Source organism: Pseudomonas sp. FW300-N1A1, assembly GCF_058789115.1.
In genome coordinates this window covers 1-26,047 of the sequence record NZ_JBYTBK010000003.1, presented here as the reverse complement: position 1 = coordinate 26,047, position 26,047 = coordinate 1, and the positions used below count along the sequence as shown (strand labels likewise).

The window sequence follows — 26,047 nt, the reverse complement described above, 5'->3', positions numbered from 1 at the left end:
ACGGATAATAACAGCTCAGCCAAATCCGCTTTGACTTGTATCAGAAACAGCATGGCCTCCCTGGCCTCACCTGCCCGGCAAAGGGGCGGGGAAACTAATTGAGAACGCCACCCTAGAGCTGTTGCATCATCTTGCGCACACCAGCGACGTGGCGTCTGCTGACAATCAGTGCATCTCCGTTCAGACCTTTGAGAAACAGCTGGAAGTGCCCAAGCGGTGTGCGCTGCAGGCGCTCGATGCGCTCGCGAGCCACCAGTGCATTGCGATGGATCCGCACAAATCGGTCGCCGAATTCGTCCTCGAGAGCTTTCAACGGCTCATCCAGCAGGACTTCGCCACCTTCGTGGCGCAAGGTCACGTACTTGTGGTCGGCAATGAAGTAGACCACCTGGGCCAATGGAATGAGTTCAATGCCTTTGCGGGTGCGGGCACTGATATGGCTGCGTGGACCGCTGCCGCTTTCGGCCGCCGGCCGGGTCAGGGCGGCGAGCTGTACACGATTGGGGCGTTCGGCCTTTTTCAAGGCCTCGTGCAGCAGTTCGGCGCGTACCGGCTTGACCAGATAGCCCACGGAACTGGCCTGCAAGGCCTCTATGGCAAATTCATCCTGGGCCGCACAAAACACCACGGCTGGCGGGGTTTCACGCTCACACAACCGGGCGGCGACCTGTAAACCATCCAGGCCGGGCATGCGGATATCGATCAGCACGATATCGGGTTTCAGGCTGTCGATCAGGGTCAACGCCTCATCGCCATTGGTGGCGCTGGGCTCCAGGACATTGTACCCCTCGAGTTCGCCGACCATACGGCTCAGGCGCTCGCGGGCTAGGGGTTCGTCATCAACGATCAGGACATTCATATTGCACTGGCTTCCTGCGTGAGTCTCGCACAAGGATAGCGTAGACAGGTGTAGTGACGTCCGTCACCGCGATCCACGCTAAGACTAGCGCGAGGGCGAAAAAGTGCCGCACGTCGGACTGCAATATTTATCGGTACCGGCACCGCTGCGTGCGAAGACTGGCCTGGCGAGGCGTCACCGTAAGCAAAGCTGATATCCAACATGAACACTCCGCTCTTTTGTAGTCGGCGTCGAGACTGACCGCATTGCGCCTTGATTCGACAATTGCGCAGCCCCTAACGTCCAACTGTAGACGCTCGCTGCGCCAAAAGTGCTCATTTGACAAATATCGTTGCGTAAACGCAGGGACAGCCTTGGAGTATGGCCTTGTAAACAGCAAAAACGTATCGCCCAGCGACACCGACTCGATTGGCAACCCTGTTATTATCCACGGCAGGTTTTTACGCCATCTTCCTTCAGCCGATCACGAGCGAATTCATGAGCACTGACAAGACCAATCAGTCCTGGGGCGGCCGCTTCAGTGAACCCGTCGACGCCTTCGTCGCCCGCTTCACCGCCTCCGTCACTTTCGACCAGCGCCTGTATCGCCACGACATCATGGGCTCTGTCGCCCACGCCACCATGCTGGCCAAGGTCGGCGTGCTGACCGATGCCGAGCGCGACAGCATCATCGATGGCCTGACCATCATTCAGGGCGAGATCGAGGCCGGCACCTTCGACTGGCGCATCGACCTTGAAGACGTGCACATGAACATCGAAGCGCGCCTGACCGACCGCATCGGCGTTACCGGCAAGAAGCTGCACACCGGTCGTAGCCGTAACGACCAGGTGGCCACCGATATCCGCCTGTGGCTGCGCGACGAGATCGACCTGATCCTGGGTGAAATCACTCGCCTGCAAAAAGGCCTGCTGGAACAGGCAGAGCGCGAATCCGACACCATCATGCCGGGCTTCACCCACCTGCAAACCGCACAGCCGGTGACCTTCGGGCATCACATGCTGGCCTGGTTCGAAATGCTCAGCCGCGACTACGAGCGCCTGGTCGACTGCCGCAAGCGTACCAACCGCATGCCATTGGGCAGCGCCGCGCTGGCCGGCACCACCTACCCGATCGATCGCGAGCTGACCGCGCAACTGCTGGGCTTCGACGCCGTGGGCGGCAACTCGCTGGACAACGTGTCGGATCGCGATTTCGCCATTGAATTCTGCTCGGCCGCCAGCATCGCGATGATGCACCTGTCGCGCTTCTCCGAAGAACTGGTGCTGTGGACCAGTGCGCAGTTCCAGTTCATCGATTTGCCTGACCGTTTCTGCACCGGCAGCTCGATCATGCCGCAAAAGAAAAACCCTGACGTTCCGGAACTGGTTCGCGGCAAAAGCGGCCGGGTCTTCGGCGCGCTGATGGGCCTGCTGACCCTGATGAAAGGCCAGCCGCTGGCCTACAACAAGGACAACCAGGAAGACAAGGAACCGCTGTTCGACGCCGCCGACACCTTGCGCGACTCGCTGCGGGCCTTTGCCGACATGATCCCGGCCATCAAGCCAAAGCACGCCATCATGCGTGAAGCGGCCCTGCGCGGCTTCTCCACCGCCACTGACCTGGCGGACTACCTGGTTCGCCGCGGCCTGCCGTTCCGCGACTGCCACGAAATCGTCGGCCACGCGGTGAAGTACGGCGTGGAAAGCGGCAAGGACCTGGCGGAGATGAGCCTGCAAGAGCTGCGTCAGTTCAGCGACCAGATCGAGCAGGACGTGTTTGCCGTGCTGACGCTGGAAGGTTCGGTCAATGCCCGCAACCACATCGGCGGCACGGCACCGGCCCAGGTCAAGGCGGCGGTGATTCGCGGCCAGGCGCTGTTAGCCTCCCGCTAAACCGTTGAATGCATCGCGGGCAACAGCCAGTTGCCCGCGAATGCAGGGATGAGAAACGCTACAGACCTACTGCCTGGACGCGATCATCGCCAGAAACGCTGGCATTGCCTCATCCTTGTCGGCCGCAATACGCCTGGCAATGGGCGTCTGCTCCAACCGTTCCAGCAAGGCCCTGGCCGCCGGCAGCTCCGCCAACAGATCCAGATCGAAGAGCTTCTTGCCAACCGCGCACGCCAGGCTGACGCTGTACAGGAAGTACAGGTCCGCCACGCTCAGACTATCGCCCGCTACGTACGGTGCAAACTTGCCGTGACGCCCCAGGGACGCAAACCCCAGCAACAGCTCGGCCCTGGCTTTCTCCTTGATTGCCTCCGGTACCGTCATGCCGAAAAACGCTTCAGCAAAACAGGTCCGCGCCGGCAGTTCGATATACAGCTCGATTTCCTTGGCCAGTGCCAGCACCTGAGCACGCTCGAACGGCGTCCTGGGCAGCAGTGGCGCGCCTGCCTGGGTGTCTTCGATGTATTGCAGGATCACGCCGGTTTCGTTGACAAAACCTTGCTCGACACCCAGCACCGGGACCTTGCCGCGAGGGCTGATGGCCAGTGCCTCGGGGCTTTGGCCGGCATAAAACGGCACCTCCTCGAAAGGCACCCCCTTCTCCATCAGTGCGTGTTTGACCATGTTGTAGTAGTTGCTGACTGCAAATCCATAAAGCTTGAGCATCACGAAGCCTCCAGGCCGCTCAGGGGGTTGGCGAGCGTTTGTTATAGAACGTCCGGGCCACTCTCGCCAGCAGCATCACGGCGTTGAATGCAGGTAAACTGACCACCTTTCCTACAGGAGCCTGTCATGAGCGAGCCAACACCCGGCACCCACGAAAACGACGACAACGACGAAGAGGCGTTCGCCGAAACTACCCTGATCGAAGCGATCGAAAACCAGATCGAGAGCGACAACCCGCCAGCGGCCAAGGCGACCTTCAACAAGTTGACCCTGGTGGGTTACGAGCGTGAAGAAATCCTCAACCTGATGGCCCACGTACTGGCCGTTGAAATCGACGCAATCCTCGAAGAAGACCGCGCGTTTGACACACAATGGTATGAAGCCGCACTGCGCGCCCTGCCCGAGTTGCCGCCGGAAAAGAAGTAAGCAGGCCCTTTTACGGGCGAGTTGCAACGGGAAGGGGGCTCTCTCCCCTCCCCACAGGGTTTTACATCGCCAACCCTGCCCGGGACCAAAAAGCCTGCTGCGAGCACTGGACATGCCGGCCGAGTGCGTTCACCTTAGGGACGCTATCGTCCCAATTCCTAGAAAGTCTGGAGTCCCTATGTCGCTTACCCCTGAGTTGGTTGCCGAACTGGAAATCCTTGCACTCTTCAACCTGGACAGTTCCCAGGAAGGTTTGAAAATTCATCAGACCGCAGCCCCGAAAGTCATTGCCGCGGCACAACGCCTGTTCGAAAAAGAACTGATCGACCAACCCGATGGCGGTTACCTGACCAGCCTGGGTCGTGATGCCGCGCAGCACGTGCAAAGCCTGCTGACCATCCTGTCCGTCGAAGAAACCGCATAACCCCCTCTGTATCGCCCACGGGAACCCCTCTACGGGATTTCCGCGGGCAAGCTGTCGCCCGTCGATAGTAATTTGACGCCAGAAACCAACAATCAGCTTAAAAGTCATGGCCGCGAGGCTGTAAACTGGCCGTCGACCTGAGACTTTCCCACGTTCGTTGACTGCGAGCCGGTTTGAGCTGACATGACCCGCACCCATGAAATTCGCCCCGATCTGGACGAGGGAATCGACCGCAAGGTTCTCAGCCAATTACGCGCGCGCTTTCTGAAACTCAATGACGGCCGCCTGGCCCGCGCCATGGAAGGACTGTCGCCGCGCCAGCAAACAGTGCTGACGCTGTTGCCGCTGTTTTTCCACGTCAATCATCCCCTGTTGCCCGGCTACGTTTCCGGCAGCACGCCCGCGGGCTTGTCGAATTACGAGCCTGACGCTCCAGCCCTCGCCGAAGCGCAACGCCTGACGCGCTCCTTCTCTTACAAGGCCCGTCACGGCAACCCGCCGCGGCCCATTCACGGCCTGTTCCTGATGGGCAGCCTCGGCACACTGGCCCAGGCAGATCAGAGCGACATGGACCTGTGGGTCTGCCACGCCTCGGACCTGAGCGAAAGCGAACTCGCGGAGCTGGGTAAAAAGTGCCAATTACTGGAAGCCTGGGCCGCCAGCCAAGGCGCCGAAGCACACTTCTTTCTGATCGACCCACAGCGCTTCGTACGCGGCGAACGGGACAAGCCACTCAGCTCCGAAGACTGTGGCACCACCCAGCACTATCTGTTGCTGGACGAGTTCTACCGCACCGCGATCTGGCTGGCCGGGCGCACGCCCATCTGGTGGCTGGTGCCGGTGTACGAAGAAGCCGGTTACGACCTGTACACTCACACCCTGCTGTCCAAGCGTTTTATCCGCGCCGATGAAGTTCTCGACCTGGGCCACCTGGCGCATATTCCACCCGGCGAGTTCATCGGTGCCGGCCTCTGGCAGCTGTTCAAAGGCATCGAGTCGCCCTACAAGTCCGTGCTCAAACTGCTGCTGACCGAGGTCTACGCCAGCGAACACCCACACGTCGAATGCCTGAGCCTGCGTTTCAAGCAGGCGGTGTTCGCCAATCGCCTGGACCTGGATGAGCTGGACCCGTACATCGTGGTCTATCGCCGTATCGAGGAATACCTCGCATCCCGCGGCGAGCCAGAGCGCCTTGAACTGGTCCGGCGTGCCCTGTACCTCAAGGTCAACCGCAAGCTCACCGGCAACAATGGCCAACGCAACAGCAGCTGGCAGCGCCTGTTGCTGGAGAAACTGGCCCACGAATGGGGCTGGGACCGCCGACAGCTGGCGATGCTCGACAGTCGCAGCCAATGGAAGGTCCGCCAGGTCGCCGCCGAGCGCCGCGCGCTGGTGAACGAACTCAACTACAGCTACCGCTTCCTGACCCAGTTCGCCCGTACCGAACAGAGTGTCAGCCTGATCAACAAACGCGACCTCAATGTCCTGGGCCGCAGGCTGTATGCCGCCTTCGAACGCAAGGCCGACAAGATCGAGTTCATCAACCCGGGCATCGCCCCTGACTTGGCCGAAGACACCCTGACGCTGGTCCAGTCGGCGAACAAAAAAGAGCCCGGACAGACCCATTGGGGCCTGTACAACGGCAACCTGGGCAATCTGGAGTGGGAGCATTTCGCGCCGATCAAACGCTGTCGCGAACTGCTGGAATTGCTGACCTGGTGCCACCGCAATGGCGTGATCGACAGCAGCACCCGCCTGGCGTTGCACCCCGGCAGCAGCGACCTGAGCGAATTCGAGCTATTCAATCTACTGGGCAGCGTGCAGCAGACTATCGCCCTGCCGTTGACCGACGTCAGCGAGGAGCAACTGCTGCGCGCCAGCGTGCCGAGTGAAGTGCTGATCCTGGTGAATGTGGGCATCGATCCGCTCAAGCATCACCGCGACCTGAACATTCTGATGACCACTGAACGCACCGACTCGCTGAGCTATGCGGGCGTGCGCGAAAACCTGGTGCTGACCCTCGACCAGGTCACGCTCAACAGCTGGAACGAAGTGCTGGTCAACCGCTACGACGGTGCTCACGCCTTGCTCGACTGCCTGCGCGACTACCTCAACGCCCTGCCCAACGGTCCTCGGCAACCACAACTGCGGGTGCATTGCTTCTGTCACAACCGCGCGCCGTTCATCGCCCGGCGCGTGGAGGACATCCTCGATACTGCGCAGAATCTGTTACTCAGCCACCTCAATCATCGCTACCTGATCCAGGTCCAGCAGCATTACCACGTGCTGGAACTGGTGCCCGGCCAGGTCCGCTACGTGGCGCTGAACAACCTGTCGGCGCTGCAGGATTACCTGGGCAAGGAGCGGACCGACTACAGTCCGTTGCACCTTGACCCGATGGCGCTGGAAGACCAGGACCTGGCGCTGATCCTGCCCATGGGCCAGCCCGGCTGCATTCAGGTGTTCTACCGCGCCCTCGACACCAGTGCCGAGCTCTACGTACTGGATGAGTTCAACGCCCTGTGGCAACAGCGTCAGCCCTATCACGATGAGCAAAGCCTGTTGGTGCCGCTGCAACGCTTCCTGCAGTCGATCCTGTATCGCCGTGAGGCGTTACTGCCCATGGACGCCGCGCAACCGGTGACCCCGCTGGAGGTGGTGTACTGCCAACTGCTGCCATCAGGCAGCGGACGGGCACGCCGGGTCGAACCACGGCCAGCGCCCCGGACACTGGTGGACAAACCCTTCTATGACGTCCAGGCGATCATCGGCAAAGCCGCTCCCGGGAAGGTGCAGGTCACTCTGTATTGCAATCAGCGGGAGTTCAGCGAACTGGAACACGGCGACCAGCTCTATGCCGTGGTGGCGCAGGAGATTGTTGGGCAACGCCGAGAGACCCAACGCTATCGCTGCTACATCACCGACCTGGACCTGTCGGGTGTACTCGGCGATGGCCAGGGCTCAAGCAATCTTTACCTGCGCTACAAGGCAGACCTGGAGCGCGCTTTGAACAAGGCGCTCGGACAGGCCTGAGGAAACGTCAGACCGGGAAATCACCGCCATTGGCAGGCTGCGACTCGACTTCCAGCAGGGTCAACTTCAGGGTCTTGCCACCCGGTGCCGGCCAGTCGATGTGCTGCCCCACCCGCAGACCCAGCAGGGCGCTGCCGACCGGTGCAAGAATGGAAATCCGGCCTTCGTCGGCATTGGCATCCTTGGGATAAACCAGGGTCAGGTGATAGTCCTTGCCACTGCTTTCTTCACGGCAATGAACGCGCGAGTTCATCGTCACGACATCGGCAGGCACTTCATCGTGACCGACCAGGGTGTCGGCGCGATCCAGTTCGGTTTGCAGCGCGATAACGCCCGGCAACGAATCGTCCAGGGTCTCGATCAACCGCTCCAGACGTTGCACGTCAAGGCGGGTAAGGATGATGGAAGGTGCGGTCATGATTCAGGCAGACTCCTTTCTTCTGCACAAAAAAGCAAAACCCCGCCAAAAATAGACGGGGTTTTCACGCGCCTCGATGGGTTGAGGCGTAACCGGACACTATCACAGCTCAAAAAATATACAAGCCATGGACTCCAGGCCACAGTGCCTGGTCAGACTGAAGACTTGCGCTCGGCCGCCTGGTCACAGATCACCCGGCGGCGCTCGTCGTCGGCCGAACGCCACTCGCGAATGTCTTCGACATGACGAAAACAGCCCAGGCAAACCTTGTGCTCATCCAGCCGGCAAACGCCGGAGCACGGCGACGGCACCGCCCCGCTGACATTGCTGTACAGCGGCTTGGGTGGGCGAACGGGGACGGGCTGCGTCACGGAATCACAGGCCTTCGAAATCGAGCTTGGTGCCGGCCTGCTCCCAGACGATGCGCTCAAGCATTTCACCCAGCTGCTCTTCAGACTTGTCGCACATCCAGCGCTCGCTTTCTTCGTCGTAGTCGAAGTGGAAGCCACCGGAGACTGCCGCCAGCCACAGCTGACGCAAGGGTTCCTGACGACTGAAGATCAACTGGCTGCCGCCTTCGAACTTGACGGTGAGTACACCGGCCGAGCTTTCCAGATCTACATCCAGGCCACTCTCGTCGAAAACATCCTCCAGCGTCTGCTGGGTAGCATCGACCAGATCGTGGAAACGGGCTTCAGTCAAACTCATTGCGGCAACCTCAAAAAGTGTCTACTTACGCTCAAGCGCCGCAAGATACGGGCGCGCCCGGGTGATTGCAAAGGATACCGACCAAGCGCCGGACGCAATGAGGGAAAACCTGAGCACCACCTGCCAATAGATTAGACGCCTCTGGCAAAGCCCCGCCGGACGGGTGGACCGTCGCATAGGCAAGCTGCTGGGTGGCCGGTATACTCCGGCGCAATTAACGCATTTTCAAGGATTTCGCCATGAAGCGCCTGATCTCTTCCCTTGCTGCGCTCGCTTCGCTCGTCGCTTTTACCTGCTTATTATCGGCCTGTGGTCAAAAAGGTCCGCTGTATCTGCCCGATGACAGCCAGTCCCCTGAAGAGCAGGCGAAGTCGTCTCAGTCCAAAGCACACCAGCACGACACTACGAACAGCACCAGCACCAGCACCAGCACCTACTAATAAGGGAACATCATGGACGCTTTTAACTACCGTGACGGGGAGCTGTTCGCGGAAGGTGTTGCCTTGTCCGCCATCGCCGAGCGCTTTGGCACACCTACCTACGTTTACTCCCGCGCGCACATCGAAGCCCAGTACCTGGCCTACGCCGATGCGCTGGCGGGCACGCAGCACCTGGTCTGCTTCGCGGTCAAGGCCAACTCCAACCTGGGTGTACTGAATGTCCTGGCGCGCTTGGGCGCCGGTTTCGACATCGTCTCCCGTGGCGAGCTGGAACGCGTGCTGGCCGCTGGCGGTTCGGCGGACAAGATTGTGTTCTCCGGCGTCGGCAAGACCCGTGACGACATGCGTCGCGCCCTGGAAGTCGGCGTGCACTGCTTCAACGTCGAATCCACCGACGAGCTGGAGCGCCTGCAAGTGGTAGCCGCCGAGCTGGGTGTCCGTGCACCGGTTTCGCTGCGCGTGAACCCGGACGTCGACGCTGGCACCCACCCGTACATTTCCACCGGCTTGAAAGAGAACAAGTTCGGCATCGCCATCGCTGATGCCGAAGACGTCTATGTGCGCGCCGCGCAATTGCCGAACCTGGAAGTGATTGGCGTCGATTGCCACATCGGCTCGCAACTGACCACCTTGCCGCCATTCATTGATGCCCTCGACCGCCTGCTGGCGCTGATCGATCGTCTGAGCGACTGCGGCATCTACCTGCGCCACATCGACCTCGGTGGCGGCCTGGGCGTGCGTTATCGCGACGAAGAGCCACCATTGGCTGCCGACTACATCAAGGCCGTACGCGAGCGTATCGACGGTCGTGACCTGGCGCTGGTGTTCGAGCCGGGCCGCTTCATTGTCGCCAACGCCGGCGTACTGCTGACCCAGGTCGAGTACCTCAAGCACACCGAACACAAAGATTTCGCCATTGTCGACGCGGCCATGAACGACCTGATCCGCCCGGCCCTGTACCAGGCCTGGATGGACGTCACCGCCGTGCGCCCTCGCGAGACCGCGACCCGTGCCTACGACATCGTCGGCCCGATCTGCGAAACCGGCGATTTCCTGGCCAAGGACCGTCAGTTGGCGCTTGAAGAAGGCGACCTGCTGGCCGTGCATTCGGCCGGTGCCTACGGGTTTGTCATGAGCTCCAACTACAACACGCGCGGCCGTTGCGCCGAAGTGCTGGTAGATGGCGACCAGGCAGTTGAAGTGCGTCGCCGCGAGACGGTAGCCGAGTTGTTTGCTGGCGAAAGCCTGCTGCCGGAGTAATCCCATGCTGCTGCGTTTTACCAAGATGCACGGCCTGGGCAATGACTTCATGGTCCTCGACCTGGTCAGCCAGCACGCGCACATTCTGCCCAAGCACGCCAAGCAATGGGGTGACCGGCACACCGGTGTCGGTTTCGACCAGTTGCTGATCGTCGAGGCGCCGAGCAACCCGGACGTGGACTTCCGTTACCGGATCTTCAATTCCGATGGCTCGGAAGTCGAGCAATGCGGCAACGGTGCGCGCTGCTTCGCACGCTTTGTGCTGGACAAGCGCCTGACAGCCAAACGGCAGATTCGTGTCGAGACCAAGAGCGGCATCATCGAACTCGATGTCCGCAACGATGGTCAGATCAGCGTCAACATGGGCGCCCCGCGCCTGGTGCCGGCCGAGATCCCGTTCCAGGCCGACGCGCAAGCGACAAGCTACAAGGTCGAGGTCGACGGCCAGACCGTCGAACTGGCCGCCGTTTCCATGGGCAACCCCCATGCCGTATTGCGTGTGAACGACATCAACAACGCGCCGGTACATGAACTGGGACCGAAAATCGAACATCACCCGCGCTTCCCGGCCCGGGTCAACGTCGGTTTTCTCCAGGTCATCGACCGCAACCGGGCGCAGTTGCGCGTCTGGGAACGCGGTGCCGGGGAAACCCAGGCCTGCGGTACCGGTGCCTGTGCGGCAGCAGTGGCCGCGATCAGCCAGGGGTGGATGGATTCGCCGCTATTGATCGACCTGCCCGGCGGGCGCTTGTCCATTGAGTGGGCAGGCCCGGGCCAACCGGTGATGATGACCGGTCCGGCAGTACGCGTATATGAAGGACAAGTGCGTCTTTGAGTGAGCCAAATCCATGACTGATCAGCCTCAGGTTCCAGCCCCACAGCCCGACGAATCCCCTTCCGAAAGCCTGGAGGCGGCGGCGATTGCCGCGTACCTGGAGGCTCATCCGGATTTCTTCGTCGAACACGATGACCTGCTTTCGGTCTTGCGCATTCCGCACCAGCGCGGCGATACCGTCTCGCTGGTCGAGCGGCAGCTGAAGATCCTGCGCGAACGCAACATCGAGATGCGCCACCGCCTCTCGCAATTGATGGATGTCGCCCGCGACAACGATCGACTGTTCGACAAGACCCGCCGCCTGATCCTTGCCCTGATGGACGCCAGCAGCCTGGATGACGTGGTCATCAGCGTCGAAGACAGTCTGCGCCAGGATTTCCAGGTACCCTTTGTCAGCCTGATCCTGTTCAGCGAAGAGCCGTTGCCGGTTGGCCGCTGGGTGACCACGGTCGAGGCCCAGAAAGCCATCGGCGGCCTGCTCTCGGAAGAAAAAAGCGTCAGTGGCAGCCTGCGTGAACACGAGCTGGACTTCCTGTTTGGCGAAGAGCAACGCAAGCAAATCGGCTCTACCGCCGTGGTTACCCTCAGCGGCCTGCAGGGCGTGCTGGCCATCGCCAGCCGTGATCCGCAGCACTACAAGAGCTCGGTGGGTACGCTGTTCCTCGGCTACATCGCTGAAGTCATGGGTCGCGTGCTGCCACGGGTCAACACCACCCTGCGCTCGGTACGCTGATCATGGAACGACAACTGGACGCCTACTGCGAGCATCTGCGCAGCGAGCGCCAGGTGTCGCCCCATACCCTTGAAGCCTATCGCCGCGACCTGAACAAGGTCCTGGCGCACTGCAACAAACAAGGCATCGGCAATTGGGCCAGCCTGGACATCCAGCGCCTGCGGCACCTGATCGCGCGCCTGCACTCGCAAGGCCAGTCATCACGCAGCCTGGCCCGCCTGCTCTCGGCGGTACGCGGCCTCTACCAGTACCTGATCCGCGAAGGCCTGTGCGATCACGACCCGGCCAACGGCCTGGCGCCCCCCAAGGGTGAACGGCGACTGCCGAAGACCCTCGACACCGACCGCACCCTGCAACTGCTCGATGGCGCCGTTGAGGACGACTTCATGGCCCGGCGCGATCAAGCCATCCTGGAGCTGCTCTACTCCTCCGGCTTGCGCCTGTCGGAGCTGACCGGGCTCAATCTCGATCAGCTGGATCTGGCGGATGGCCTGGTGCAAGTGCTCGGCAAGGGCAGCAAGACCCGGGTACTGCCCATCGGCAGGAAGGCCCGTGAAGCCCTGGCGCTATGGCTGCCGCTGCGCGAACTGGCCAACCCGGTAGACGATGCGGTGTTCGTCAGCCAGAAAGGCCGGCGTATTGGCGCGCGGGCGGTCCAGGCTCGGGTCAAGGCCGCTGGCGAGCGCGAGCTGGGACAAAACCTGCACCCGCATATGCTGCGACACTCCTTCGCCAGCCATTTGCTGGAATCTTCCCAGGACCTGCGCGCCGTGCAGGAGCTGCTCGGTCACTCGGACATCAAGACCACGCAGATCTACACCCACCTGGACTTCCAGCACCTGGCCTCGGTCTACGACAGCGCCCACCCACGGGCCAAACGCATCAAAGGCGATGAGCAATGACCCTCCAACTGATCACCTTCGACCTCGACGACACCCTGTGGGACACCGCCCCGGTCATCGTCAGCGCGGAAGCCATACTGCGCCAGTGGCTGGCCGAGCACGCCCCCAGCCTGGGTGCCTTGCCGGTGGACCACTTGTGGGCCATTCGCGAGCGCGTGCTGAGCAGCGAACCACAACTCAAGCATCGCATCAGCGCCCTGCGCCGACGGGTACTGTTCCACGCCCTGGAAGAAGCCGGCTACACCCACGAGCGAGCCCTGGAGATGGCTGATCAAGGCTTCGAGGTGTTCCTGCAGGCGCGGCATCAGCTGGACATCTTTCCAGAGGTGCAACCAACGCTGGAGATCCTGGCCAACCACTATGCCCTGGGTGTCGTCACCAACGGCAACGCCGACGTACGCCGACTGGGGCTGGCGGACTATTTCAAGTTTGCCTTGTGCGCCGAAGACATCGGCATCGCCAAGCCCGATGCACGGCTGTTCCACGAAGCCCTGAAACGGGGAGGTGCAACCGCTGCAACCGCCGTGCATATCGGCGACCACCCGGGTGATGACATTGCCGGTGCGCAGCAGGCGGGGTTGCGGGCGATCTGGTTCAACCCGGCAGGCAAGCCCTGGGAGGCCAGCCAGGCGCCGGATGCCGAGATTCGTTGCCTGAGCGAATTGCCGGCGTTGCTGGCACGCTGGAGTTCAGCACCCTGACTGCCTGAGAACCGCTTTTGTGGCGAGGGAGCTTGCTCCCGCTGGACCGCGAAGCGGTCCTAAAACCAGCGCACGCGTTTTTCAGGCAGACCGCGATACCCGGATTGCGACTGCTACGCAGCCGAGCGGGAGCAAGCTCCCTCGCCACTGGTCTTGCGTCCGACTCCCTATTTCCTTACCCCCATGAAAAAGCCCGCAGCGACGGCGGGCTTTTTCAGCAAGCACAGGGCAAGTCCTTAGATAGGACGGCTGCCGTACTTGTTATCTGGCTTCTTTGGTGGATCAGCCACCACGTTGGCCTCTACTTCCTGAACCTTGCCGCCTTTGGCCAGGAACTCTTCCATCGCGCGCGCCAGGGCATCACGCTCTTTGTTCTTGGCTTCAACGCTCGGCAGTTCGTCTACCGACACAGCAGCCTTGGCCTTACCTTTGGCTGCCGGGACCGGAGTATCGTCACCGCCATCGTCGTCAGCAACGTCTTCGGCTGCTGCTTCAAGGCCTTCTTCGGTCTCGTCTTCGTCGCCTACTTCGAGGTCGTCGTTTTCCAGATCATCGTCGCTCATGTTCTACCTCATGACTTGCGAAAAGCAGATTAGTTATAGCCCAGCTTCGTCGTCTGTCGACGACTGCCAGAAAAAATTCAACATCCGCTGGTAACCAGCGGTTTATGCCCCTTCACCGTGCACGGTGGCGAGGACTTTGCGAGCACCGCCTTGATCACGGTGCTCGCCCAGATAAACACCTTGCCAACTACCTAACGCCAATCGGCCTGCCGTGATCGGCAAACTCAACTGACAGCCTAGCAAACTGGCCTTGAAGTGCGCCGGGAGGTCGTCCAGGCCTTCGTCGTTATGCTCATAGCCGGCTGCGCCTTGTGGGATCAGCCGGTTGAAAAACCGTTCGAAGTCTCGACGTACCGCCGGATCGGCGTTCTCGTTGATGGTCAACGACGCCGAGGTATGCTGCAGCCACAAATGCAACAGACCCACCCGACATGCCCTGAGTTCAGGCAGGCCGGCGAGCAACTCGTCCGTTACCAGATGAAAGCCCCGAGGCCTTGCCCGCAGGGTAATCAGAGTCTGTTGCCACATACAGTTCTCCGCACGTTCGGGGCGCATTCTAGCGCGCTCTGGGAAAAAACAAAGACCCTAATATTCCCGCAATGCTGTAAGCCATCGCCCCTACAAAATCGTTCGGCGCAAAGGCTACAAAACACATCAGAAAAAACCTTTCAGCCCACTCCTTACGGTCAAACGCCAGACAAAAAAAAGCCCGGCAAGCCGGGCGATTTCTTTGCGCTGGCTTACAAGTTGTAGCCACGCTCGTTGTGTTGTGCCAGATCGAGGCCAACCGCTTCTTCCTCTTCGGTAATCCGCAGCCCCATGACCGCATCCAGCACCTTGAGAATGATGAACGTCGCGATGGCGGTGTAGATCACCGTGAAACCCACGCCTTTGCACTGAATCCAGACTTGTGCGGCGATGTCGGTCACGGTGCCGAAGCCACCCAGCGAAGGGGCTGCGAATACGCCGGTAAGGATGGCGCCGAGGATACCGCCGATACCGTGCACGCCAAAGGCGTCGAGGGAGTCGTCATAACCCATTTTGCGTTTCAGGGTCGTGGCGCAGAAGAAGCACACCACGCCGGCTGCCAGACCGATCACCAGGGCACCCATCGGGCCCACGGTGCCAGCAGCGGGTGTAATGGCCACCAGACCGGCGACGACACCCGAGGCGATACCCAGGGCGCTGGGTTTGCCGTGGGTCAGCCATTCAGCCAGCATCCAGCCCAGGGCTGCAGCGGCAGTCGCGATCTGAGTGACCAGCATCGCCATGCCGGCGGTGCCGTTGGCCGCCAGGGCGGAGCCGGCATTGAAGCCGAACCAGCCCACCCACAGCATCGCAGCGCCCATCAGGGTGTAGCCCAGGTTGTGCGGAGCCATGGGGGTGGTCGGGAAACCTTTGCGCTTGCCCAGTACCAGGCACGCCACCAGGCCGGCAATACCGGCGTTGATGTGCACCACGGTGCCGCCCGCGAAGTCCAGCACGCCCCAGTCCCACATCAGGCCGCCGTTGCCGGACCAGACCATGTGGGCAATCGGTGCATAGACCAGGGTGAACCACACGCCCATGAAGATCAGCATGGCGGAGAACTTCATCCGCTCGGCAAAGGCGCCGACGATCAGCGCAGGGGTGATGATGGCGAACGTCATCTGGAAGGTGATGAACACCGCCTCAGGGAACAGTGCAGCAGGTCCAGTCACGCTCGCTGGCGTGACACCGGCGAGGAACGCCTTGCCCATGCCGCCGACGAACGAGTTGAGATTGACGACGCCCTGCTCCATGCCGGTGGTGTCGAACGCAATGCTGTAGCCATAAATGACCCACAGGATGCTGATCAGACCGGTAATGGCGAAGCACTGCATCATCACGGAAAGAATGTTTTTGGAGCGCACCATGCCGCCGTAGAACAACGCGAGGCCTGGAATAGTCATGAAAAGCACAAGGGCAGTAGCAGTCAACATCCAGGCGGTGTCACCGGCGTTGAGGACCGGAGCCGCCACTTCGTCTGCCGCCATGGCCAGGCTGGGCATTACGAAGGACAACAGGGCTCCTAGCCCTGCGAATTTACGCAGAGTCATATTGTTTTCTCCTGGGGCGTTGGGGTTTGGCGGCTTAGATTGCGTCGGTATCGGTTTCGCCGGTACGGATGCGAATAGCCTGTTCCAGATTGACCACGAAGATCTTGCCGTCACCAATCTTGCCGGTGTTGGCCGCCTTGGTTATCGCCTCGATAACCCGGTCAAGATCCTTGTCGTCGATGGCGACATCGATCTTCACCTTGGGCAGGAAATCGACCACGTACTCCGCGCCGCGATACAGCTCGGTGTGACCCTTCTGCCGACCGAAGCCTTTGACCTCAGTAACGGTAATGCCCTGCACGCCGATCTCGGACAACGACTCGCGTACGTCATCCAGTTTGAACGGCTTGATGATGGCAGTGACTAGCTTCATGAAAACTCTCTCCCGAATTGGTGGACTTGCCCCAGGAAAACAAACCCGTCTCAAGTCTAAGCGCAGTGCCTGGCTTTGTAACGCATCGTCGGCCTTACCTGCCCGACTGACGCCAGTTAACCGCTCCTGACGAAACTCCCCGCTCCGCCTGCCGCACTGCATTCGTCACAGCGACTGCATCAGTGCATGGGTTACTCAAGTCTTAGCAGAAAGCTTGCCATCTCCTGAAAAGTCACTGATTTCAATCCCTTGCCCGCGACCGCGAGCGCTTACCCTGATTTGCCCTCATCGATACGCACGAAAACAGTGCGCCGACGGGCGGCCATGTGCGCGAAAACCGTGCGACCCGGTGCACACAAATGACCATAGACGCTGCGTGATACACTGCCAGCCATCAGTTTTAAGGACCCTTACCATGCTCGCGCCCAAAGACCTCCTCGACGCCCTGAGCGGCCACGCCTCCCGCCTGTTCAGCGGCGAAACCCCGCTGCCGAAAAGCGAAATCGAAAGTCAGTTCAAAGCCCTGCTGCAAAGCGGCTTCAGCAAACTGGACCTGGTGAGCCGGGAAGAATTCGACAGCCAGATGGTCGTCCTGGCACGCACCCGGGCACGGCTGGAGAGCCTTGAGGCAAAAGTGGCGGAACTGGAAGCGAAGCTCAACCCGCCCGCCGAGTGACCCCCTTACAGTAGGAGCAGCCGCTCGATGCTCGAGCGCTCGCGCTGGGCGTCAACGATTAAGCGTGCTGTCTGAATAGACGCGACGCTCTTGCGTTCATCGCGAGCGCGCTCGCGCCTACAAATGCCCCCCGTCCGCAACATTCTGCGAACGTTTGCCCGCCCTCGCGCGGCGCTAAAACACCCCCGCGCAACTACCCTTGAACAACCGCAGGAAGCGGCCTTCTTTCGCTCAAGGAATGACCATGTCTCTGTCCATCGTCCACAGTCGCGCCCAGGTGGGCGTCGAGGCGCCTGCCGTTACCGTCGAAGTCCACCTGGCCAACGGCTTGCCGTCGCTGACGATGGTCGGCTTGCCCGAAGCGGCGGTGAAGGAAAGCAAGGACCGGGTGCGCAGTGCGATCATCAATTCAGGGCTGCAGTTTCCGGCGCGACGCATCACGCTGAACCTCGCCCCTGCTGATTTGCCGAAGGATGGCGGGCGGTTCGACCTGGCGATAGCCCTGGGAATCCTGTCGGCCAGCGTGCAAGTGCCGACGTTGACCCTCGATGATGTGGAGTGCCTGGGAGAGCTGGCACTTTCCGGTGAGGTGCGGGCGGTTCGCGGGGTATTGCCGGCGGCCCTCGCGGCGCGCCAGGCCGGACGTGCATTGGTGGTGCCGTGGGCGAATGCCGAGGAGGCTTGCCTGGCCTCCGGATTGAAGGTGATCGCGGTGAACCACCTACTGGAAGCGGTCGCCCATTTCAACGGTCACACGCCCCTCGAACCCTACACCTCCGATGGCTTGCTCCATGCCAGCAAGCCCTATCCCGACCTGAATGAAGTGCAGGGCCAGATTGCAGCCAAGCGGGCGCTGCTGATTGCTGCCGCGGGGGCGCATAACCTGTTGTTCAGCGGGCCACCGGGCACGGGAAAAACCTTGTTGGCGAGTCGTTTGCCAGGGCTGTTGCCACCCCTGACAGAGAGCGAAGCACTGGAAGTGGCGGCGATTCAATCGGTCGCCAGTTGCGTGCCCTTGAGTCATTGGCCGCAACGGCCCTTCAGGCAACCCCATCACTCTGCTTCAGGCCCGGCGCTGGTCGGCGGCGGTTCGAAACCACAGCCTGGCGAAATCACCCTGGCCCATCACGGCGTACTGTTCCTCGATGAGCTTCCGGAGTTCGACCGCAAGGTATTGGAGGTGCTGCGCGAGCCACTGGAGTCCGGCCAGATTGTGATCTCGCGGGCCCGGGATCGCGTGCGTTTCCCGGCCCGCTTCCAGTTGGTGGCGGCCATGAACCCCTGCCCCTGTGGCTACCTGGGCGACCCCAGTGGCCGCTGCTCCTGCACGCCGGACATGGTCCAGCGCTACCGCAACAAACTCTCCGGCCCCCTGCTTGACCGTATCGACCTGCACCTGACCGTTGCCCGCGAGGCCACCGCGCTCAATCCCGCTGTCCAACCCGGCGACAACACCGCCAGCGCCGCCGAGCGCGTTGCCCACGCCCGTGAGCGCCAGCACAAGCGCCAGGGTTGCGCGAACGCCTTTCTCGATCTGCCCGGCCTGCGTCAGCACTGCAGACTATCCAAGGCTGATGAACACTGGCTGGAGAGCGCCTGCGAACGGCTGACCCTGTCCCTCAGGGCGGCCCATCGCTTGCTCAAGGTCTCGCGCACCCTGGCGGACCTTGAACAGGTGGAACACATCCAGCGCGACCACCTGGCCGAGGCGCTGCACTATCGACCTTCGAGCCAGTGAATGACGCACCGGCTCAGTCCAGGCGCGGGACGTCCGGCAGCTCCATGGCCTGTACTTCTCCCTGCAGGAAGTCACCCAGACGACGCAAACGCTCGCCTCCCGGACGGGTTTTCGGCCAGACCAGATAGTAATTCAGGCCGCTGGCAACGGCGGTCGGCCACGGCAGACTCAAGCGTCCTTGAGCCACGTCCTCGGCCACCATCAGCAAGTCACCCATCGACACGCCATACCCACGGGCGGCGGCAATCATCCCCAGCTCCAGGGTGTCGAACACCTGCCCGCCCTTGAGCGACACCTGCTCGGACAGGCCCATGCGCTCCAGCCAACTGCGCCAGTCGCGGCGATCCGGGGTCGGGTGGAGCAATTCGGTACTGGCCAGGCGCTCGACGTCCCAGGGCTGATCGTTCAACAGATTCGGCGCGCCCACCGGGATCAACAACTCTGGAAACAGATAACTGGCTTCCCAGTCTGGTGGAAAATGCCCATTGCTCAGCAATACGGCACAGTCGAAAGGCTCGTGATTGAAGTCCACCGAGTCGATATCCATCCAGGCGCTGGTCAACTGCACCTCATTACCCGGCTGCAGATGCCGGAAGCGACTCAGGCGCGCCAGCAGCCAGCGCATGGTCAGGGTCGAGGGGGCTTTCATGCGCAAGATGTCATCTTCGGCGCGCAAGGTATTGCAGGCCCGCTCCAATGCACCAAAACCTTCGCGTACCCCCGGCAACAGCAAGCGTGCGGCCTCGGTCAATTGCAGGTGGCGCCCGCTGCGTTGAAACAACCGGCAGGCAAAGTGATCCTCCAGCGTGCGTATATGTCGGCTGACGGCACTTTGGGTGATCGACAATTCTTCGGCGGCGCGGGTAAACGAACTGTGTCGCGCGGCGGCTTCGAATGCGCGAAGGGCATACAGCGGTGGAAGACGACGAGACATCGATAAAGCTCCTGTAGCGCAATGGACCAACCCTAGCAGAATCCCGCCAGCATGAGTTTTAATCATGCCAGCGATCGTTTTTATCCCTTTGTGCAAACACCTCGGAGCGCCGAGAATCAACCGTTCCCACATCTTCTGACGAAACGAGCGTGATGATCATGCAGCATCCAGCAAGGACCGAACTCTGGGCTATCCTACGGCTGGCGGGGCCGTTGATCGCCTCGCAGTTGGCACACATGCTGATGATCCTCACCGACACCCTGATGATGGCCAGGCTCAGCCCGGAGGCGTTGGCCGGTGGCGGCCTGGGCGCGGCGACCTATTCGTTCGTGTCGATTTTCTGCATCGGTGTGATCGCCGCGGTCGGTACCCTGGTGGCGATCCGTCAGGGCGCCGGCGACATCGAGGGTGCTGCACGGCTGACCCAGGCCGGACTCTGGCTCGCGTGGTTGATGGCGCTGGTGGCAGGCGTGCTGCTGTGGAACCTCAAGCCGGTATTGCTGCTATTCGGGCAGACCGAAACCAACGTACACATGGCCGGGCAGTTCCTGCTGCTCCTGCCGTTCGCCCTGCCCGGCTACCTGAGTTTCATGGCACTGCGCGGGTTCACCAGCGCGATCGGCCGGGCCACGCCAGTGATGGTCATCAGCGTGGTCGGCACCGTGGCCAACTTCCTGCTCAACTACGCGCTGATCACCGGCATGTTCGGCCTACCGAAAATGGGCCTGATGGGCATCGGCCTGGTCACGGCCATCGTTGCCAACTGCATGGCGCTGGGCCTGGCCTGGCATATCCGTCGGCACCCGGCATATGACGCATACCCGTTGCGCAAGGGCCTGTCACGCCCCAATCGCCAGTACCTGCGAGAGCTATGGCGGCTGGGCCTGCCTATCGGCGGCACCTATGCGGTAGAAGTCGGGTTGTTTGCGTTCGCCGCGCTGTGCATGGGCACCATGGGCAGCACGCAACTGGGCGCGCATCAGATCGCCCTGCAAATCGTCTCGGTGGCGTTCATGGTGCCGGCCGGGCTGTCTTATGCGATCACGATGCGCATCGGCCAACACTACGGTGCCGGGCAATTGCTCGATGCGCGCCTGGCTGGGCGGGTCGGGATCGGATTTGGTGCGTTGGCGATGCTGGGCTTTGCCATGGTGTTCTGGCTGCTGCCCAACCAGTTGGTCGGGCTGTTCCTGGACCATGACGACCCGGCGTTCGCCGAGGTGATCGCCCTCGCGGTGAGCCTGTTGGCCGTCGCGGCCTGGTTCGAGCTGTTCGATGGTGTACAGACCATCGCCATGGGTTGCATACGCGGCCTGAAAGACGCCAAGACCACCTTCCTGGTGGGCCTGGGTTGCTATTGGCTGATCGGTGCACCCGCGGCCTGGTGGATGGCCTTCCACCTCGACTGGGGGCCGACGGGCGTCTGGTGGGGGCTTGCCTCGGGGCTGGCCTGTGCGGCGGTGAGCCTGACGCTGGCGTTTGAGTGGAAAATGAAGCGGATGATTCGCCTGGAGCCAACGCCAGAGCAGAATTTCCGGAACGCCCAGGCAGACTGAGATCTCAGTGGGAGCGAGCAGTCGGAACGCCGCCCGGCTCTCTCCCACATTGGCTCGTGTTCAGCCCACCACGTCCATGATCGCCTGCTGGCTGCAGCCGAAGGTCAGGTACTCCACCAGCTCCGCCAACGGCAGCGGCTTGCTGATCAGGTAACCCTGCACCTGGTCGCAACCAAACCCCTGCAACAATTCCAACTGCTCCGGGGTTTCAACACCCTCGGCGACCACTTCCAGATGGAGGTTGTGCGCCAGGTTGATCATGGCGTGGACCAGCTTGCGATTCTCTTCGCGCTGTTCCATGCCGCCGACAAAGCTCTTGTCGATCTTCAGCAAGGTAATCGGCAGGCTGTTGAGGTGCACGAACGATGAGAACCCGGTGCCGAAGTCATCCAGGGAAAAGCGCACACCCAGCCGCCCCAGCGCGTCCATGGTCTGCTTGACCAGGTCACTGCGGCGCATCACCGCGGTCTCGGTCAGTTCGAACTCCAGCCACTGCGCTTCGACGCCGCGCTCGGCGATCAGCCGGCTCAAGGTCGACAGCAGCTGGCTGTCCTGGAACTGGCGAAACGACAGGTTCACCGCCATGTGCAACGCTGGCAAGCCGCGCTCACGCAGCGCCTGCATGTCACGCAGGGCCCGGGAAATGACCCAGTACCCCAATGGCACGATCAAGCCACTCTGCTCGGCCAGCGGCACGAACTCGCTCGGCGGCAACAAGCCGCGCTCGGCATGCCGCCAGCGCACCAGGGCTTCGAGGCCGACAATCTGCCCGTCATCCAGGTTCAATCGCGGCTGGTAGTGCAGCTCCAGTTCATCGCGACGCAAGGCGCGGCGCAGTTCGCTTTCCAGGTCAGCCATGCTGCGGGCGTTGCGGTTGATACGTTCGTTGAAGATATGAAAGGTACAGCCCTGGGTACTCTTGGCCTGCTGCATCGCAATGTGTGCGTGCCACATCAGTGGGTCGGCACCGGCCTGGGCCCGGGCATGGGCAATCCCCAGGCTGGAGCCGATCAACAGGCTTTCACCGTCCACCCAGTAGGGCTCGGACAAGGCTTCGGTGATGCGCTCGGCCATCCATTCGGCGCGTTGCGGCGCGCGACGGGTGTCGATGAGCAAGGCAAATTCATCGCTGCCCAGGCGTGCCAGTTGATCGCCGGCCTCAAGCTGGCTCTTGAGCCGCGAGACCACCTGCAGGATCAACCGGTCACCGGCCTGATGGCCAAGGGCGTCGTTGGCATGACGAAAGTTGTCGAGGTCCAGGTGCCCCAACGCCAGGCCACGGCCTTCGTTTTCCGCCAGGCGTGCCGCCAGCAGGGTCTGAAACCCCTGGCGGTTGGCGATACCGGTCAGCGGGTCCTGCTCGGCCAGACGCTGCAGGGTGCTTTCCAGCACCCCGCGCTCTCGCACGTGGCGCAAGCAGCGACGCAAGGTATCGGCATCCAGGACATCGCGCACCAGCCAGTCACTGACACCAACCGGTGGCGGGGACGGTTCATGTTCAAGCAACAATACCGTCGGCAGGCTGCACCGGCCCGGCTCCGGTTGCAGGGGTGGAACCGTCAGCAGCACCGCACTGTGGCCTTCGGTGAATAGGCTGCTCACCGACTCCCAGGTCGGTGCACTGATCAGCACAGCCGAGCTCCCCATGGGAACCAGACACTCGCGCAACAACGCTGCCCACGCTGGCTCTGGTGCCAGTAGCAGCAAACGCAAGGGTTCGACAGGCGTAGACAAGCTAGCTCCCTAGACTCTGCAAAAGATGTTGGCGGCGGGCATTATGACGCGCAGATAATCAGGAGCAAATGGTATTGATTATCAAACACTGTGTTGTACCGCTCTAAATCGAACATTAGACGCAAATTCAGCACGCATCCTGCGCGAAAGTAACAAAACCGGCAAATTTAGATCGCGTGGTACGTCACAAGTCGGAGAGAGGCGGCAGAATCCGTGCATCCTGTTAAAATGCCCGCCCTTTTCGTAATCGACCCATTTTTCCGTCATGTCCCGACTCAATCCCCGGCAGCAAGAAGCCGTGAGCTACGTCGGCGGCCCTCTTTTGGTGCTCGCCGGTGCAGGCTCCGGCAAGACCAGCGTGATCACCCGCAAAATTGCCCACCTGATCCAGAGCTGCGGCATTCGTGCCCAGTACATCGTCGCCATGACCTTTACCAACAAGGCCGCGCGCGAGATGAAGGAGCGGGTCGGCACGTTGCTCAAGGGTGGCGAAGGGCGCGGCCTGACGGTCTGCACCTTCCACAACCTGGGACTGAACATCATCCGCAAGGAGCATGTGCGCCTGGGCTACAAGCCCGGTTTCTCGATTTTCGACGAGACCGACGTCAAAGCCCTGATGACCGACATCATGCAGAAGGAATACTCGGGCGACGACGGCGTCGACGAGATCAAGAACATGATCGGCGCCTGGAAGAACGACCTGATCCTGCCGCCCGAGGCGCTGGAAAACGCCCGCAATCCCAAGGAGCAAACCGCCGCCATCGTCTACACCCACTACCAGCGCACGCTCAAGGCGTTCAACGCGGTGGACTTCGACGACCTGATCCTGCTGCCAGTGAAGCTGTTCCAGGAACACGCCGACATCCTCGAAAAGTGGCAGAACAAGGTCCGCTACCTGCTGGTGGACGAATACCAGGACACCAACGCCAGCCAGTATTTGCTGGTGAAACTGCTGATCGGCATACGCAACCAATTCACCGTGGTCGGTGACGACGACCAGTCGATCTACGCCTGGCGTGGCGCCCGCCCGGAAAACCTGATGCTGCTCAAGGACGACTACCCGTCCTTGAAGGTGGTGATGCTGGAGCAAAACTACCGCTCCACCAGCCGTATCCTCCGTTGCGCCAACGTGCTGATCTCTAACAACCCCCACGAGTTTGAAAAACAACTGTGGAGCGAGATGGGCCATGGTGACGAAATCCGCGTCATCCGCTGCCGCAACGAAGACGCCGAAGCCGAGCGCGTGGCCGTGGAAATCCTCAGCCTGCACCTGCGCACCGACCGCCCGTACAGCGATTTCGCGATCCTCTACCGCGGCAACTACCAGGCCAAGCTGATCGAGCTGAAGCTGCAACACCACCAGGTGCCCTATCGCCTGTCGGGTGGCAACAGCTTCTTCGGGCGCCAGGAAGTCAAAGACCTGATGGCCTACTTCCGGCTGATCGTGAACCCGGATGACGACAACGCCTTCCTGCGGGTGATCAACGTCCCGCGCCGGGAAATCGGTTCGACCACCCTGGAAAAGCTCGGCAACTACGCCACCGAACGCAAGGTCTCGATGTACGCCGCCACCGACGAAATCGGCCTGGGCGAACACCTGGACAGCCGCTTCACCGACCGCCTGGCGCGCTTCAAGCGCTTCATGGACAAGGTGCGCGAGCAGTGCGCCGGCGAAGACCCGATCTCGGCCCTGCGCAGCATGGTCATGGACATCGACTATGAAAACTGGCTGCGCACCAATAGCTCCAGCGACAAGGCCGCCGACTACCGCATGGGTAACGTCTGGTTCCTGATCGAGGCGTTGAAAAACACCCTGGAGAAAGACGAAGACGGTGAAATGACCGTCGAAGACGCGATCGGCAAACTGGTGCTGCGCGACATGCTCGAGCGCCAGCAGGAAGAGGAAGACGGCGCCGAGGGCGTGCAGATGATGACCCTGCATGCCTCCAAGGGCCTGGAGTTCCCCTACGTGTTCATCATGGGCATGGAAGAGGAAATCCTTCCCCACCGCTCCAGCATCGAAGCCGACACCATCGAGGAAGAACGCCGCCTGGCCTATGTCGGGATCACCCGCGCGCGCCAGACCCTGGCCTTTACCTTTGCCGCCAAGCGCAAACAGTACGGCGAGATCATCGACTGCTCCCCGAGCCGTTTTCTCGATGAGCTGCCGCCGGACGACCTGGCCTGGGAAGGCAACGACGATACCCCGACCGAAGTGAAAGCCGTGCGTGGCAATAGCGCATTGGCGGATATACGCGCGATGTTAAAGCGCTAGAATTGACTACTTTTTAACCGACCACTTTTTAATTGAGCTTAGGCGCATGTAGCGCCATCAGAGGAAGCTTCATGGAAGCACTGCACAAGAAAATTCGCGAAGAAGGCATCGTGCTTTCCGACCAGGTCCTGAAAGTCGACGCCTTTCTGAACCACCAGATCGACCCGGCCCTGATGAAGCTGATCGGCGACGAATTCGCCGCGCTGTTCAAGGACTCGGGCATCACCAAGATCGTCACTATCGAAGCCTCGGGCATTGCACCGGCGATCATGACCGGCCTGAACCTGGGCGTTCCGGTGATCTTCGCCCGCAAGCACCAGTCCCTGACCCTGACTGAAAACCTGCTGTCGGCGACCGTGTACTCGTTCACCAAGCAGACCGAAAGCACCGTGGCAATCTCCCCACGCCACCTGACCAGCAGCGACCGCGTGCTGATCATCGACGACTTCCTGGCCAACGGTAAGGCCTCGCAAGCGCTGATCTCGATCATCAAGCAGGCCGGCGCCACCGTGGCAGGCCTGGGGATCGTGATCGAGAAGTCGTTCCAGGGCGGCCGCGCCGAACTGGACTCGCAAGGCTACCGCGTCGAATCCCTGGCCCGGGTCAAATCCCTGGCGGGCGGCGTCGTGACTTTTATCGAATAAGGGCAGCTGTAAGCTTCAAGCCTTAAGCTGCAAGCCCGCTCCCACATCAGGTTTTGCGCAAGCCTGTGGGAGATTCTATGTTTGAGGGGAAGCTCCAATAACTGAGTTTGGGTGGTATTCGCTCTGGTTTTTCATCAGG

At 61.3% G+C, this 26,047-nt stretch carries 26 protein-coding genes and 1 pseudogene; 15 read left to right on the top strand and 12 right to left on the bottom strand.

All coding sequences use genetic code 11. From position 1 onward, the window contains the following. Positions 1–112 precede the first annotated feature (112 nt). Together AC3WQN_RS03710 and AC3WQN_RS03705 are read right to left on the bottom strand one after the other, a co-directional pair. A complete protein-coding gene (locus AC3WQN_RS03710; RefSeq protein WP_103398712.1) occupies positions 113–859 on the bottom strand; it encodes a LytR/AlgR family response regulator transcription factor in 747 nt (248 codons plus the stop codon). Then, positions 856–987 (bottom strand): annotated as a pseudogene (locus AC3WQN_RS03705) (sensor histidine kinase); the annotation flags it as partial. The pseudogene AC3WQN_RS03705 and the gene AC3WQN_RS03710, both read right to left, overlap by 4 nt. A 349-nt stretch (positions 988–1,336) precedes the next feature. Here AC3WQN_RS03705 and argH point away from each other — a divergent pair. Continuing rightward, on the top strand, positions 1,337–2,731 hold the full coding sequence (gene argH / locus AC3WQN_RS03700) for an argininosuccinate lyase (protein WP_103398711.1): 1,395 nt from the start codon (positions 1,337–1,339) through the stop codon (positions 2,729–2,731). Between the two features lie 66 nt (positions 2,732–2,797). Here the strand turns inward: argH and AC3WQN_RS03695 are convergent, their stop codons facing one another. Beyond that, positions 2,798–3,457, bottom strand: a complete 660-nt coding sequence (locus tag AC3WQN_RS03695) for a glutathione S-transferase family protein (RefSeq protein ID WP_103398710.1) — start codon at positions 3,455–3,457, stop codon at positions 2,798–2,800. A 126-nt stretch (positions 3,458–3,583) separates the two neighbouring features. On the opposite strand from AC3WQN_RS03695, the gene AC3WQN_RS03690 reads away from it, so the two are divergent. The 3 genes from AC3WQN_RS03690 (at position 3,584) to AC3WQN_RS03680 (ending at position 7,340) form a co-directional block, all read left to right on the top strand. Beyond that, positions 3,584–3,883 carry a hypothetical protein gene (locus AC3WQN_RS03690; RefSeq protein ID WP_095081917.1) on the top strand — a complete coding sequence of 100 codons (300 nt, stop codon included), beginning with the start codon at positions 3,584–3,586 and terminating at the stop codon, positions 3,881–3,883. A 178-nt stretch (positions 3,884–4,061) separates the two neighbouring features. Next, the gene (locus AC3WQN_RS03685; protein WP_103398709.1) at positions 4,062–4,307 is read left to right on the top strand and encodes a TIGR02647 family protein; all 246 of its coding nucleotides are present in this window, start codon (positions 4,062–4,064) and stop codon (positions 4,305–4,307) included. 183 nt (positions 4,308–4,490) lie between these two features. Beyond that, on the top strand, positions 4,491–7,340 hold the full coding sequence (locus tag AC3WQN_RS03680) for a class I adenylate cyclase (protein ID WP_103398708.1): 2,850 nt from the start codon (positions 4,491–4,493) through the stop codon (positions 7,338–7,340). Positions 7,341–7,347: 7 nt separating this feature from the next. On the opposite strand, the gene rnk is transcribed toward AC3WQN_RS03680, so the two are convergent. The 3 genes from rnk to cyaY form a co-directional block, all read right to left on the bottom strand. Next, complete coding sequence (gene rnk / locus AC3WQN_RS03675; RefSeq protein ID WP_095081924.1) at positions 7,348–7,758, bottom strand: nucleoside diphosphate kinase regulator; 411 nt, start codon at positions 7,756–7,758, stop codon at positions 7,348–7,350. Positions 7,759–7,910: 152 nt separating this feature from the next. Beyond that, positions 7,911–8,129 carry a DUF1289 domain-containing protein gene (locus tag AC3WQN_RS03670; protein ID WP_095081927.1) on the bottom strand — a complete coding sequence of 73 codons (219 nt, stop codon included), beginning with the start codon at positions 8,127–8,129 and terminating at the stop codon, positions 7,911–7,913. A 4-nt stretch (positions 8,130–8,133) separates the two neighbouring features. Continuing rightward, the gene (gene cyaY / locus AC3WQN_RS03665) at positions 8,134–8,466 is read right to left on the bottom strand and encodes an iron donor protein CyaY (RefSeq protein ID WP_095081928.1); all 333 of its coding nucleotides are present in this window, start codon (positions 8,464–8,466) and stop codon (positions 8,134–8,136) included. 239 nt (positions 8,467–8,705) lie between these two features. On the opposite strand from cyaY, the gene lptM reads away from it, so the two are divergent. From lptM to AC3WQN_RS03635, 6 genes are read left to right on the top strand one after another with little or no spacing between them, the layout of a single operon-like run. Beyond that, the gene (gene lptM / locus AC3WQN_RS03660) at positions 8,706–8,906 is read left to right on the top strand and encodes an LPS translocon maturation chaperone LptM (RefSeq protein WP_103398707.1); all 201 of its coding nucleotides are present in this window, start codon (positions 8,706–8,708) and stop codon (positions 8,904–8,906) included. 12 nt (positions 8,907–8,918) lie between these two features. Further along, entirely contained in the window at positions 8,919–10,166 is a 1,248-nt protein-coding gene (lysA, locus tag AC3WQN_RS03655) for a diaminopimelate decarboxylase (RefSeq protein ID WP_103398706.1), read from the top strand. 4 nt (positions 10,167–10,170) lie between these two features. Beyond that, complete coding sequence (dapF, locus tag AC3WQN_RS03650) at positions 10,171–11,001, top strand: diaminopimelate epimerase (RefSeq protein ID WP_095081934.1); 831 nt, start codon at positions 10,171–10,173, stop codon at positions 10,999–11,001. Between the two features lie 13 nt (positions 11,002–11,014). Next, on the top strand, positions 11,015–11,734 hold the full coding sequence (locus AC3WQN_RS03645) for a DUF484 family protein (RefSeq protein WP_103398705.1): 720 nt from the start codon (positions 11,015–11,017) through the stop codon (positions 11,732–11,734). A 2-nt stretch (positions 11,735–11,736) separates the two neighbouring features. Continuing rightward, positions 11,737–12,636: a tyrosine recombinase XerC gene (xerC, locus tag AC3WQN_RS03640; RefSeq protein ID WP_103398704.1), complete on the top strand. Its 900-nt coding sequence runs from the start codon at positions 11,737–11,739 to the stop codon at positions 12,634–12,636. After that, complete coding sequence (locus tag AC3WQN_RS03635) at positions 12,633–13,337, top strand: HAD family hydrolase (protein WP_103398703.1); 705 nt, start codon at positions 12,633–12,635, stop codon at positions 13,335–13,337. Before xerC ends, AC3WQN_RS03635 begins: the two co-directional genes overlap by 4 nt. 236 nt (positions 13,338–13,573) lie before the next feature. Here the strand turns inward: AC3WQN_RS03635 and sutA are convergent, their stop codons facing one another. The 4 genes from sutA to glnK form a co-directional block, all read right to left on the bottom strand. Next, on the bottom strand, positions 13,574–13,900 hold the full coding sequence (sutA, locus tag AC3WQN_RS03630; protein ID WP_095145814.1) for a dormancy-specific transcriptional regulator SutA: 327 nt from the start codon (positions 13,898–13,900) through the stop codon (positions 13,574–13,576). A 102-nt stretch (positions 13,901–14,002) separates the two neighbouring features. Continuing rightward, positions 14,003–14,428: a secondary thiamine-phosphate synthase enzyme YjbQ gene (locus AC3WQN_RS03625; protein WP_095145812.1), complete on the bottom strand. Its 426-nt coding sequence runs from the start codon at positions 14,426–14,428 to the stop codon at positions 14,003–14,005. 212 nt (positions 14,429–14,640) lie between these two features. Then, a complete protein-coding gene (locus AC3WQN_RS03620) occupies positions 14,641–15,978 on the bottom strand; it encodes an ammonium transporter (RefSeq protein ID WP_103398702.1) in 1,338 nt (445 codons plus the stop codon). Between the two features lie 34 nt (positions 15,979–16,012). Next, positions 16,013–16,351 (bottom strand): P-II family nitrogen regulator, encoded by a 339-nt coding sequence (gene glnK, locus AC3WQN_RS03615; RefSeq protein WP_002555808.1) that lies wholly within the window; start codon positions 16,349–16,351, stop codon positions 16,013–16,015. A 415-nt stretch (positions 16,352–16,766) separates the two neighbouring features. On the opposite strand from glnK, the gene AC3WQN_RS03610 reads away from it, so the two are divergent. Beyond that, positions 16,767–17,027: an accessory factor UbiK family protein gene (locus AC3WQN_RS03610; RefSeq protein WP_095081948.1), complete on the top strand. Its 261-nt coding sequence runs from the start codon at positions 16,767–16,769 to the stop codon at positions 17,025–17,027. A 244-nt stretch (positions 17,028–17,271) separates the two neighbouring features. Further along, the gene (locus tag AC3WQN_RS03605) at positions 17,272–18,765 is read left to right on the top strand and encodes a YifB family Mg chelatase-like AAA ATPase (protein WP_103398701.1); all 1,494 of its coding nucleotides are present in this window, start codon (positions 17,272–17,274) and stop codon (positions 18,763–18,765) included. 13 nt (positions 18,766–18,778) lie between these two features. Here AC3WQN_RS03605 and AC3WQN_RS03600 read toward each other — a convergent pair whose 3' ends face one another. After that, the gene (locus AC3WQN_RS03600; protein ID WP_103398700.1) at positions 18,779–19,699 is read right to left on the bottom strand and encodes a LysR substrate-binding domain-containing protein; all 921 of its coding nucleotides are present in this window, start codon (positions 19,697–19,699) and stop codon (positions 18,779–18,781) included. A gap of 158 nt (positions 19,700–19,857) precedes the next feature. On the opposite strand from AC3WQN_RS03600, the gene AC3WQN_RS03595 reads away from it, so the two are divergent. After that, positions 19,858–21,255, top strand: a complete 1,398-nt coding sequence (locus tag AC3WQN_RS03595; protein ID WP_103398855.1) for a NorM family multidrug efflux MATE transporter — start codon at positions 19,858–19,860, stop codon at positions 21,253–21,255. A 60-nt stretch (positions 21,256–21,315) separates the two neighbouring features. Here AC3WQN_RS03595 and AC3WQN_RS03590 read toward each other — a convergent pair whose 3' ends face one another. After that, the gene (locus AC3WQN_RS03590; protein WP_103398699.1) at positions 21,316–22,989 is read right to left on the bottom strand and encodes a putative bifunctional diguanylate cyclase/phosphodiesterase; all 1,674 of its coding nucleotides are present in this window, start codon (positions 22,987–22,989) and stop codon (positions 21,316–21,318) included. Positions 22,990–23,254: 265 nt separating this feature from the next. On the opposite strand from AC3WQN_RS03590, the gene rep reads away from it, so the two are divergent. Next, the gene (gene rep, locus AC3WQN_RS03585) at positions 23,255–25,264 is read left to right on the top strand and encodes a DNA helicase Rep (protein ID WP_103398698.1); all 2,010 of its coding nucleotides are present in this window, start codon (positions 23,255–23,257) and stop codon (positions 25,262–25,264) included. Positions 25,265–25,335: 71 nt separating this feature from the next. After that, a complete protein-coding gene (locus tag AC3WQN_RS03580; RefSeq protein WP_095081958.1) occupies positions 25,336–25,908 on the top strand; it encodes a xanthine phosphoribosyltransferase in 573 nt (190 codons plus the stop codon). Positions 25,909–26,047 lie beyond the last annotated feature (139 nt).